Below are 11954 nucleotides of genomic sequence, written 5' to 3'. Positions count from 1 at the left end.
GCCCGTCACACCCGCCCCAGCCCAGCCCCGCCCCACCCGGGCAAACCAAATCCCCGCCCAGGGAAGTGAAAACGATTCATGGCGCGCCGGTGACCGGGAGGCATCCGCCCCGACCCACCTGGGGTATTCCGCCCCGAGTGGATCTAGCTAAGTGTCCGAAACGCTCCTAGCATGCCCCGGTATGGGGACCTTGCCGCAAAGGCGGGTGGAATGACGTGCTGACCTTCCGGATCCTGGGGCCGCTGGAGGTCGTCGCCGAAGGACGGGCCGTGCCGCTCGGCGGGCCGAAGCCGCGGGTGCTGCTGGCTGCGCTGGCGTTGCAGCCGAATGTCGTCGTGTCCACCGAGGTGCTCGTCGAGGTGCTCTGGCCCGGTTCCGCGCCGCGGTCGGCGGCCGCCAACATCCGCACTTACGTCCATTCCCTTCGACGGCGGCTCGCCGAAACCGCGCCCGGCCTTGCGGACCGGATCTGCAGCCGGACCTCGGGGTACCTGCTGTCCGTGCCCGAAGAGGAGCTCGACCACCTCGTCTTCACCCGGCTCGCCGCGCGGGCGTGGGAAACGCTCGAGGACGACCCGGAAACCGCGCTCGGCCTGCTCGACGAGGCGCACGCGCTCTGGCGCGGCGAGGTGCTGGAGGGTCTGCCGCACGATCCGGCCTGGGGGCCGTCGGTCGCGCGGCTGGACGAATTGCGCCTGTCCGTGCAGGAACAGCGCCTGCGAGCCCGGCTTGCGCTCGGCCGGCACAGCGAGGTCATCGCCGAACTCCGCGGTCTCGTCACCGGGCATCCGCTGCGCGAGGAGTTCTGGCACCAGCTGATCACCGCGTTGCGCGACGCCGGGCGAGTCCTCGAGGCGGCGGAGGCGTACGAGCTGGTCGAACGCACTCTCGCCGACGAGCTCGGCGCCCGTCCGGGAGCGCAGCTGCGCGAATTGCGGACCACGCTCGAAATGCCCCGCGCGGAAGTCCCGCCGGTCTGCCAGCTACCGCTCGACCTGCCGGATTTCACCGGGCGCGCCGAGGTCGTCGAACGGCTGGTCACGAAGTTGCGCCGGCACGCCGAGGCGGACCGGCCGACGGTCGTGGTGCTGTCCGGCGCGCCCGGTATCGGGAAGTCGTCGATCGCGGTACGGGTGGCGCATGCGGTGCGTGCGGTGTTTGCCGATGGACAGCTGCATGTGAACCTTGCGGGTACCTCGTCGTCGCCGCGGTCGCCGATGAGTGTGCTCGCCGAACTGTTGCGCGCGCTGGGAATTCCCGACGCTGGTCTGCCGCGCGACCTCGCCGAACGTGCCGCGTTGCTGCGGTCGCAGCTGTCCGGCCGCCGGATGTGCGTGGTGCTCGACGACGCTGGCAGCGCCGCGCAGGTACGGCCGCTGCTACCCGGCGCAGGCAGTTGCGCAGTGCTCATCACGAGCCGGGTCCGGCTGCCCGATCTGGCCGGTGCGCTGCCGGTGGACGTCGACCTGCTGCCAGAACCGGAGGCTGCCCGGCTGCTGGAAAGCATCGTCGGCCACGAGCGCGTGGCGGCGGAACCCGAGGACGCGGCGGCCATCCTGCAGCAATGCGGGCACCTGCCACTCGCGATCCGCGTGGCCGGTGCGAAGCTCACCCACCGGCCGGGCTGGTCGCTGCGGATCCTCGCCGACCGGCTGCACGACGAGCATCGGCGGCTCGACGAGCTGCGCGTCGGCGACTTGGCCGTGCGGGCGAGTGTGACGCTGAGCTACGACCTGCTGCCGATGTCCGCCGCCGCGGCGTTCCGGCGGTTGGGCTCGCTGGGTCCGCTGCAGTTCCCGGCATGGGTGGTCGCCGCGGTGCTCGGGCGGCCGTGCGCAGACGACGTCGTCGACGTGCTCGTCGACGCACACCTGGTCGAACTCGTCGCCACGGACGTCGCCGACCAGCCGCGCTACCGGCTGCACGATTTGCTGCGCGTGTACGCGGCGGAGCAAGCCGAGCACGACGAGACGCGCGCCGCTGTCGAGCGGGTGCTGGAGGAGTACCTCGCGCTTGCCGTGGAAGCGACCGAGCGAATGCCGGTCCACTTCTTCGGCCAGTACCGCGACGACGCCCCGCTGGTCCGGCCCGGCTGTGGCCGGGTGCCGGACGATCCGGCCATCTGGTTCGCCGCCGAGCACACCACCTGTGTCGCCGCGGTGGAATTGGCCGTCGAGCTGGGGTTCGACGACCTTGCCTGGCGCCTCACCGCCACCCTTACGCCGTATTTCGACCTGCGTGGTCACCAGGACGACTGGCACGTCACGCACGAGGTCGCGCTCGCGGCGGCGCGGCGGGCGGGAGCGGTCCGAGGTGAGGCGATCATCCAGCGCAACCTCGGCCAAGTCCTGCTGTACCAGGACAATGACGCGGACGCGCTGGTCGCGTTCGAAGCGGCGCTCGAGCGGTACCGAAGCGTCGGCGACGTGCAGGGTCTCGGCGAGGCACACGCCGGTATCGGCACCGTGCTGCGGCTGCAAGGCCAGACCGAACGCGCGCTCGTGCCGTGCCACGAAGCGTTGCGGCTGTTCGCCGAGGCCGGTGATCGGCACGGCGAAGCGGTGATCCGCATTGCGATCGGCTCGATCTGGGTGGCGCGCAAGTGCTACGCCACGGCCCGGCGCTGGTTCACCGACGCGCTGGAGCTGTCCGGCGAAATCGGCGACCGGCACCGCGAAGCCCATGCGCTGCAACGACTCGGGCTCCTGCACCAGCGCGAGGGCAACCTCGCCGAAGCACGCGAACACGTCACGCGCGCCATCGCCGTGTTCACCGACCTCGGCGACGACCACTGCGTCGGCTACGCCAACCAGAACCTCGGCGAGCTGTGCCTGTACAGCGGCGACCTCGCGCACGCACAACTGCTGCTGGTCAACTCACTGAGCGTGCACCGACGCAACGGCGACCGGCGTTCGGAGGCCGAGGTGTCGCAACTGCTCGGCGAGCTGCATTCGGCACTCCGCCAGCCCGAGCGGTCGCGCAGCTACGCCGAGCGCGCTCGCGCCATCCGCCACGAGCTGTCCCACCGCCCGGAAAAACGCCGGATCGTGTCCGCCTGACGCGCGGGCGCAGTTCCCCCTCGGCTGCGGCCTGCCGGGCCAGGATGCCGATCATGAAGAGCGGGAAGCTGTGCTGTCTTGTCGCGGTGCTGGTGTCGGTGAGTGTCCCAGCGCCTGCCGCGGCAGCCGAACGGAGTTGGCGGCTCGATCTGTCTGTGGTGGACGGTGACGACTTCGGCGTAAGAGCCACCGGAACGCTACAGCCGACCGAGGACAGACCCGGAATCTTCATCTCGGCCGAGCATCATCTTTCGCTTGCGGTGGACCGGGTGAGTGCGCGGGTCAAGGCAGACCGGCCGCCTGGCGTCGAGGCGGGCAGCCCGCACGGCGTTGCAGTGGACCCGCCGTCCAGCCTCGGGGCAGGACAGCCGCCTGGCGTCAATGCAGACCGACCGCCTGGCGTCGAGACAGACCCGCCACACGGCGCCAAAGCACACCAACCACCCGGCATCCAGGCAAACCCGCCGCACGGCGTCCCGGCAAACCCACCGCACGACGTCACGATGGCCCCACCGCACGGCGTTCCGGTGGACCCACCGCACAGCATCGAGGCAGCCCCGCGGCCCAGCATCAAGGCAGACCGCCCACCCAACATCGGGGTGAACCGCCCGCGCGACGCCAAGGCAGACCGCCAGCCCGGAGTCGAGGCGGACAAACCGACCAGCGTCAAGGCAGACCGACCGCACGGCGTCCAGGTGGACCCACCGTCCACCCTCGGGGCAGACCGGCCGTCTGGCGTCAAGGCAGACCGACCACCCGGCATCCAGGTGGACGTGCGTGGCCGAACGGGAGACGACTGGACGGAATGGGTTCCGGCAGGCGCCGCCTTGCCCCGTGCGGTGACCGTGGTGCAGGCACGGCTCACGCTGTCCGGGCCGGTGGCCGTGCGGGCGGTGACGCTGTCCGCGGACCGGGTGCGCCGGGCCGATCCCCCGCCGCCGCAGGAACCGTTGACGTACCGGATCTACGCGACCCGCGAAGGTCTCGTAGGCGGGACGACCTCGAACGGGCACAAGATCACCGAACGCGACCACTTCGTGGCTTTTCCGTCGACGAAATCCGTGTCACCCAAAGGAACCGGGAGTTACACGGCCCGCGTGTGCCGCACCGACGGCAGCCGCTGCGAGTACGCGCCGGTGTGGGAAGTCGGGCCGTGGAACGAACACGACGACTTCTGGAACCCGGCCGACGAACGCGCGACGTTCGCGTCGCTGCCACAAGGCATGCCGGAAGCTCAAGCGGCGTACCAAAACGGCTTCAACGACGGCAAGGACGCGCGTGGCCGGACCGTACGCAACCCGGCCGGAGTCGACCTCGCCGACGGCACCTTCTGGGACGGCCTCGGCCTCACGGGGAGCAGCTACATAGACATTACCTTTCTGTGGACTGGTTCCGCCCCGGCGAGTGGCGTGGTGACGACTGCCGGGGCGCCGTTGAATCTGCGCACGGCCGCGACGACGACAGCTCCGGTGGCAGGGCTGGCCGCGAACTACGCGAAAGTGCCGATCGAATGTTATGTGCAAGGAGAATCAGTGGATGGCGCGCTGGGTACCACCACCATATGGCATCGGATCGGCCCTCGCCACTATGTTTCCGAGGCATATCTGCGAACCGGCGACGCTCCGGTCCCGCCGTGCTGAACCGGCGCACAGAAATCCAGTGTCCACAACGAACTCGGCGGCGGATTCCCCTCCCCTGCAAGGAATCTGCCGCCGATTTCAGCTTCGGTCAGTGGTGGTGATGAGCGTGCACGACCGCATGCCCCCGGCCGCGGCCGATCATCCACTTGTTCACCGGAACCGTGACCACGAATGCCACCGCGAGCGAAAGTGCCAGTGCCAGCCAGAACAATCCACTCGACAGCCCCGCGTCCATCGCGCCCGGGATCGCCACGATCACCGTGTTGTCAATGAGTTCCATGACCGCGATCGACACCGTGTCGGCAGCGAGCGCGACCTTGAAGGCAGCCGCGAGCGCGAGGCCCGACTTGAGCACCCCGCGCATGGTCAAGGCGTAACCGAAGACGAACGCGAGCACGATGGACAGCACCACAGTGGCCGCATTGTGCAGCCCGAACGCAGTACCGATAACCATGCCGAGCACTTCGCCGATGGCACACCCGGTGAGGCAGTGCAGCGTCGCCTGGGCGGCAGTGGACCAGGATGCTCCGTGCTGGTGTTCGTTCATGCGCACCACTATACCCCCAAGGGGTATAAAATGCGCAAGGTCGCCCGATGTGATGACAGTCCTGCAGTGACCTCGACCACCTCGGTATAACGGAAGGGTGGTGATCAACAAGGCGCGAAGATGCGCCGCAGTCGCAGTTTTCCTTCTCCTCCTAGGTTTCGTCAGTGCCCCGTCCGCAGGCGCCCAGTCGCGGTTGCAGTGGGGCGAATGCCCGCCCGGCACGCCGCAGCAGGTTTCGTGCGCGAGCCTGAAAGTCCCGCTGGACTACGCAAAACCGGGCGGCAGGCAGATCACCCTCACGCTGTCCGGGGTCGGCAGTCTCCGTGCACCGCACTACCTTCTGGTGAACCCCGGTGGCCCGGGTGCGTCCGGGCTCGGCACCGAGAAACTCGTGTCGAGCAAGCTGCCGCAGAAGGTCGCCGAGCAGTACGCGGTGTTCAGCTTCGACCCGCGGGGCGTCGGCGCGAGCGCGCCGGTTTCCTGTGGCGACACCGGAAAACTCACGCCACACCCCGCGCCGCCGTACGATCCGGCCGACGCGCGGCAGGAGCGGCAGCGGTCCGAGCGGGCGCAGCAGATCGCGAGGCAGTGCGCAGCGAACGGGAAAGATCTCCTCCCGCACATCACCACCGAGAACGCCGCGCGCGACATGGACCGCATCCGCGAAGCGCTGGGCAAGGACAAGATCGACTACCTGGGCTACTCGTACGGCACCAAGCTCGGTGCCACGTACGCCACGCTGTTCCCGGCGCACACCGGCCGGATGATCCTGGACAGCGTCGTCGATCCCACGGTCACCACGTATCAGACGCAGTACCAACAGAATTCCGCGCTACAGACACGGGCCGAGCAGCTGTTCGCGTGGACCGCGGCGCGGGACGGCACGTATCACCTCGGCACCACTGCCGCCGCAGTGAAAGCCGCGTGGAACGAACTCAGGGGCAAGCAACCCGTCGACGGCAAGGCGGGCGTGGCTGAGCTGGACGATCTGCTGGCGTCGGCGATGTACGGCGACTGGTCGTGGCCCGGCCTGCTGGAGGCGGTCGCCAAGTACCGTGGCGGGGATTCCAGCGGGCTGGTCTCCGCTGCAACGCAAGCGCAGTACGAGGTCGACCCGGCTCAGCTCGCGTACAACTGCGCGGACGCCGGCTGGCCACGCGACTGGGCGACCTGGCACGCGGACACCGCCGAGTCCGCGAAGAAGGCACCGCTGTTCGCCTGGCTCAACACGTGGTACAGCGCCCCGTGCTCGTACTGGCCGGTCCCGCCGTCGCCCGAGGTCCGGATCGGCTCGGCGAAGGTGCCGCCGATCCTGCTGCTGCAAGGCAAGGACGACGGGCCGACACCACTGGTGGGTGCGCAGCGGATGCACGAGGTGCTCGTCGGTTCGAGCCTGCTCGTGGACGGTGGCGGCAACCACGCGGCCTACCTGAACGAGGCCAATCCGTGCATCGACGACAAGGCAGCGCACTACCTGCTCACCGGCGAGCTGCCGAAGGACGGCACCTGTCCGGCGGGGGCGCCATCGACCGGTTGAACTCACTTCCGTAACCGTTTGCATACTAACGGTTGACCCCCGTCGGTGGTACCCCATACCTTCGGCTGCCGAGGTTCGAGTACCGGAACGGTGGGGAATGCGAGGGCGGACGAAGACGCTCGTGCTGGGCGTGGCGCTGCTGGTGAGCCTGGTGGCGGTCATCGGGAGCTGCACGTCGGCCTTGCGTGCCTCCGAGCCGGGAGCGACGAAGGTCGCGTTCGTGCCGAAGCTGGCCGGGATCCCGTACTTCGACGCGATGAACGCCGGGGGCATGCTGGCGTCCGAACGGCTCGGCATGCAGTGGACGATGCACGCGCCGGCCACTGTCGACCCGGCTGCGCAGACGGCGATCCTGCGGCAGCTGGTCGCCGAGCACGTCGACGTGATCGCGGTGGCGCCCAACGACCCGGTCGCGCTGGCTCCGGCGATTGCCGACGCGCGGGCGGAGGGCATCCACGTGCTCACCACGGATACCGACGCAGCCGCGTCGCAACGCGAGGTGTTCGTGAACCAGGCGTCGGCCGAAGGCGTCGGGTCGGCGCTGGTCGACTCCCTCATGAAGAAAACCGGCGGCACCGGTGAGTACGCCATCGTCTCGTGCGGGGCCGCGGCGGCGAACGTCACGTCGTGGATCGAGGCCGAGAAAACGTATGCGGCGCAACGCTATCCACGCGCAAGGCTGGTCGAGACCGTGTACGCCGGCGAGGACACCACCACTGCGACGAAGCTGGCGAAGCAGCTCCTCACCCGGTATCCGCGGCTCACCGGGTTGATCGGCCAATGCGCGACGGCCACGCCGGGGGTCGCGCAGGCGGTGCGTGATCAGCAGAAGATCGGCCGGGTGTACACCGTCGGATCAGGCACGCCGCAGACGATGAAGCCGTACCTGCTCGACGGTTCCTGCTCGATGACAGTGCTGTGGAACGTCGAATCGCTCGGCTACCTCACTGCGTGGACCGCGCGGCAGCTCGCCACCGGCACCGCGCTCAAGCCTGCCAACGACGTGAGCCCGGAGCTTCCGGCAGTGCACTACGACGCGGCCACCCGCACCGTCCTCCTCGGCGACCCTCTGCTGATCACGCAGGACAACGTGGATCAGTTCAAGTACTAGCGCACGTCGACGGTCACCGTCACCGTCCGGGTGCGCGCCGGCAGCTTCGTGGTGTCCACCTGCAGGTACTCGCCGTCGTCCTGACGGCCGTCGGGCAGCAGCTTGGGGTGGAGCGCGTACGGCGGCGCGGAGTTCGTGACGCCGTCGACGCCGAAGTCGTTGTCGTTGCTGATCACCACGGTGCGGCCGCCGTCGGTGGTCGCGACGCCTTCGACTTTGTCGTGGCCGAAGAAGCCGCCGCTCGGGTCGAGCCCGGTCACCAGCCCGCCGACGTCGAGGAACAGCTTCTTCGACACCGGTGTCACGCCGACTTTGGCCAGGTCGTCCGTCGCTTCCGCAGTGGTGTCCTTGCCGACGTACGCCTCGATGCTCTTGCCGCCGACCAGCAAACCGCCCTTGGCCGCGTCGTAGGGCGCGCCCGGCACGCGCGCCGCTGGGCCGATGTCGGTCGCCTTCGCCAGGTCGATCTCGTACAGCTTCTTGTACGCGCCGGGCTGGGGTTTGCCGTCGCGCTCGTCGACGAGGAACCGCGTCGCCGACAGCGCGGTGATCTCGGACACCGCAGTGCTGGTTTTGTCCGGGTTGTCGAGCAGGTAGACGTACTCGTGCGTGGCGTGGGTCTTCAGGTCGACGGTCACGATCCGCAGCGTGGTGACGTTGCCGGGCTTCTTCGTCAGGTCCGGCTGCTGCAGCGCGGACTGCATGATGCCGACGAGCGTGCGACCGTCCGGCGTGAGCGCAAGACCCTCCATGCCCTTGTTCGGCACGCGGTTCTTGAGCTCCTTCGGCAGCGACCCGTCGAAGGGCGAAAGCCGCTCGATCGCACGGCCGTCCGCGCGGAAGTGCGTGATGAACGGGCCGTACTCGTCCGAGACCCAGAACGTCCCGTCGCGTTCGGCGACGAGCCCCTCGGAGTCGTAACCGTTCGGCGACGCGGGCAGCGGCTTGCCATCGAGGTCCACGATCTTCTCGCCGGTGTCCGCTGCGGTGTTGACCTGGCCGTTGTACGGGCTTCCGTCGGCCGCGCGCAGCGGAATCCGGCGCTCCAGCACGGCTTTGCCGTTCTTCAGCCGGAACTTGCCGATTGCCGGCGTGAACGACGGGATGGGCTCGGCTTTGCCGTCCGGCGTGTCGACGTTCGGACCGCGGTCGGTGAGTCCGTAGAACTCGTCGCGCGACCCGGGCACCGGCGTGAGCGCGGACCCGAACGCGCCGCCGGTGATCTTCACGCCGCCGATCGTCGCCAGCGGCGGCAGATCCGTCGGATAAAGCCGGACCGCATCGCTGACCGTGTAGGTGAACGTGTCGCGGCCGGTGAACCCGGCGGCGGGCGTGTAGCGGAACGAGCCGTCGGGGCCGATGGTGAGCGCACCGTGGTCTGGGCTCGTGTGCCGCACGACCGCACCGTTCCGCTGGTTGTCGCCGTGCACCTGCAGCGTGTACCCGGACCGCACGCGGTAGTGGCCGTCCGGGTGGCTGCCGTGCGCGTCCGCGGTCCCCGCCGCCGCCAGCGGCAGCACCAGCACCCCGGCGGCCAGCCCGATTCTCACGCGTTTCATCCGCTTCTCCTCCTCCGGCGTCGCTCCGACGCCCGACGGAGTCTCGACGGCCGAGTTGGACAACGCCCGTCTTCGAGACGACCGCCGCGTTAACGAGCACGCCGTGCCCGCGCGGCTACCGCTCCGCCGCCGACGATGAGGAGTACCGCGGTGAGTCCCCAGCGACGTTGCTTCTTGACCTCGTCGTGGGACCTCTTGGCATGCGGCTCGGCCGGTTTCCGGTTCGGCTTCGCCGGGGTGACCGGGGATGGTTGCGGTGGAGGCTCCGTCGGCGGGGCGGGTTTGACGATCGCTTCCGGGATCGGGGGCGGCTCCTCGGTTGGGGTTGGGGTCGGGATCGGGGCCGGGGTTGGCGTCGGCTCCGGGGGCGGGCTTGCGGGCGGCGGGGGTGACGAGGTGGTCGACGGCGGGCTCGGTGGGGGTGGCGTGCTGGACGGTGATGGGGAGGGTGAGGGCGTCGGTGACGGTTTCGGCGAAGGCGAAGGCGAAGGCGAAGGCGAAGGCGAAGGCGAAGGCGAAGGCGAAGGCGTCGGCGACGGCGACGGCGACGGTGTTGGCGAAGGCGTCGGCGACGGTGAAGGCGTTGGCGTTGGCGTGGGCGAGGGCGAGGGCGTGGGCGTGGGCGAAGGCGTCGGTGACGGTGACGGTGACGGTGACGGTGACGACGGTGGCGGAGGAGGTGGAGGCGGCGTAGGAGCAGCCAAACACCCAGCACCATCCGTAATCACCGAAGCAGGCCCAGTGCTCACCTCGACCGCCGTCCCGCCCTCCATCCGAAACGTCACACTGCGCCCACCAAGCCGGTTGGCCGTCGCGTACAGCGCGTGGTCCGGTCCGAACACGACCGACCCATACGTCGCAGGCATGGGAAACCGCTGCCCCGGCACCTCTGCCACACGGCCGCTCGCCGGGTCCACCGTCACCACCGATCCGCGGCCGGTAGCCGAAACCCCGTACAGCAGGCCGTCCGCCGGGTGGTATGCGAAATCGTCAATACCGGACCCAAGCAGCCACGACCGCAGCAGCAGCGGCGGCGCCACCGTGAGGTAACCGGGGCTGTTCGGGTCAATGTCCACTGTGTACAAACTTGTCCCCCGCAACACATACCAGGAATTACCTGAAATCGCCCCCGCGGTCGCGCCCGTCACCCAGCTCCATACGCCGTGGTGGCCGTCGCGGCCGACGGCGCCCAGGTCGGTCACGTGGCCGCTGGAGTCGATCCGGACGGCGTGGGAACCGTCGCGGAAACGGCCGTCGGCGACGCCGTACGTCACCCCCTGCGCGGCCGAGTACGCGATCGCGTTGAGCACAAACCTGCTGGTACCCAAGGAATGCCGGGCGCCGGAGGGCAACGTGAGCTGCACGAGTTCGGACGTGCGTCCGTCGCGGCTTTCGACCTGCAGCACCGGACACGACGCCGGCGCGCTCGGCCGGGTACGGGACGGCGTCAGCCAGCCGGACGCGACCAGCAGTCCCGCGACCGCCGCCGCCACGCCGACCACGGACAGGTACCTCCGCACGGGTCAGCCGAGCCGCGCGATGGCGCCGGCGAACGCGTCCGGCGGCACGCTCGCACCTCCGGCGTACGGGTTCTGCAGCTGGAAGATCGCGAACAGCAGCAACACGATCGTACCGGCCAGCGTCGACACGATCACCAGGTGCGCGGCCATCCGCGTACCACCGAAGAGGTTGGGCAGCAGCACCGAAATCACGCTGCCGAGGATGAGCGCGAACCACATCACCGCGCCGACGCCGTCGGTCGCCGCGCCGGTGAGCCGGGTCTGCCGGGCTTGGTAGACCTGCCACAGCTGGCTGGACGCCTCGTTCTTGCGGTCGGTTTCCCAGTCGTCGCCTGCCGGTGCGGCGGCGACCGCGCGGCGCATTTCGTCGAGCTGGGTCCAGCCGGTGGCCGGGATCGGACCGTCGTCGATGAGCCGCGGCCATTCCTGCTGCGCGACTGTGGCCGCGTACGCGATGGCGAGCTGCCGTACGCGCTCGCCTGTGTCGCCAGGGAGCGCTTCTGCGGACCAGGTGGCGGCGACGAGACCGTCGGCCTCGGTGTAGGAACCCTCGCGCGTTTTGCCGACGTCGTCGAAAAGCGAGATCAGCACGAATGCGATCAGCACCGCGTGCAGCGCGCCGACGATGGTGAACACCTGACCGGCGGCGTCGTTGTTGTCGCGGCGCCCTTCGTCCCAGCCGAAGCGCCGGACGAGATAGCCGATCACGGCGGCCACTACCGCCCCGCCGACCACCCAGAACACCCCGGTCACGTAGACGTTCATCCGGTTCCTTTCGCGCCAGTAAATATGCTGGCCGACGCTAGCCAGCTCATTCCGGAACGGACAACCGCGCATCCCGCGATTCAGCCGGGTGGCCGCGCGGGCCGTATGCAATTCGCCGGATCGGAGCAGCGGACCCGTCCGGCCGCTTCCCCATTGACCGTTCCTGCCAGGGAAAACCGCTCGGATACCGGTCGCCGGTGCCCGACCGGGTTACGC

General features: G+C 69.3%; 8 protein-coding genes and 1 pseudogene. 5 read left to right on the top strand and 4 right to left on the bottom strand.

The features are described from left to right. Positions 1-215: 215 nt before the first annotated feature. Positions 216-3059, top strand: a complete 2844-nt coding sequence (locus OO71_RS31935; RefSeq protein ID WP_084145429.1) for an AfsR/SARP family transcriptional regulator — start codon at positions 216-218, stop codon at positions 3057-3059. A gap of 53 nt (positions 3060-3112) precedes the next feature. Further along, positions 3113-4699: a hypothetical protein gene (locus OO71_RS52525; protein WP_245633854.1), complete on the top strand. Its 1587-nt coding sequence runs from the start codon at positions 3113-3115 to the stop codon at positions 4697-4699. Between the two features lie 88 nt (positions 4700-4787). Here OO71_RS52525 and OO71_RS31925 read toward each other — a convergent pair whose 3' ends face one another. Next, a complete protein-coding gene (locus OO71_RS31925) occupies positions 4788-5246 on the bottom strand; it encodes a DUF4396 domain-containing protein (protein ID WP_033293660.1) in 459 nt (152 codons plus the stop codon). Between the two features lie 97 nt (positions 5247-5343). Here OO71_RS31925 and OO71_RS31920 point away from each other — a divergent pair, with 97 nt between their 5' ends. Both OO71_RS31920 and OO71_RS31915 read left to right on the top strand, forming a co-directional pair. After that, positions 5344-6783, top strand: coding sequence for an alpha/beta hydrolase (locus OO71_RS31920; RefSeq protein WP_084145428.1), 1440 nt, complete (start codon positions 5344-5346; stop codon positions 6781-6783). 97 nt (positions 6784-6880) lie between these two features. Next, positions 6881-7894 carry an autoinducer 2 ABC transporter substrate-binding protein gene (locus tag OO71_RS31915; RefSeq protein WP_033293659.1) on the top strand — a complete coding sequence of 338 codons (1014 nt, stop codon included), beginning with the start codon at positions 6881-6883 and terminating at the stop codon, positions 7892-7894. Here the strand turns inward: OO71_RS31915 and OO71_RS31910 are convergent. Continuing rightward, a complete protein-coding gene (locus tag OO71_RS31910) occupies positions 7891-9453 on the bottom strand; it encodes an esterase-like activity of phytase family protein (protein ID WP_033293658.1) in 1563 nt (520 codons plus the stop codon). The genes OO71_RS31915 and OO71_RS31910 overlap by 4 nt on opposite strands. A gap of 460 nt (positions 9454-9913) precedes the next feature. On the opposite strand from OO71_RS31910, the gene OO71_RS50465 reads away from it, so the two are divergent. Then, on the top strand, positions 9914-10147 hold the full coding sequence (locus tag OO71_RS50465) for a hypothetical protein (RefSeq protein ID WP_156096646.1): 234 nt from the start codon (positions 9914-9916) through the stop codon (positions 10145-10147). Positions 10148-10166: 19 nt separating this feature from the next. Here OO71_RS50465 and OO71_RS53465 read toward each other — a convergent pair. Then, positions 10167-10817: pseudogene (locus OO71_RS53465) on the bottom strand (DUF6923 family protein); the annotation flags it as partial. A 159-nt stretch (positions 10818-10976) separates the two neighbouring features. Next, the gene (locus tag OO71_RS31900) at positions 10977-11738 is read right to left on the bottom strand and encodes a bestrophin-like domain (protein ID WP_033293656.1); all 762 of its coding nucleotides are present in this window, start codon (positions 11736-11738) and stop codon (positions 10977-10979) included. Positions 11739-11954: the final 216 nt, after the last annotated feature.

The sequence above is a fragment of the Amycolatopsis jejuensis genome (genome assembly GCF_000717335.1).
Taxonomy (GTDB): domain Bacteria; phylum Actinomycetota; class Actinomycetes; order Mycobacteriales; family Pseudonocardiaceae; genus Amycolatopsis; species Amycolatopsis jejuensis.
The sequence above is the reverse complement of the archived record's forward strand: the minus strand, read 5'-3'. Positions and strand labels throughout refer to the sequence as shown.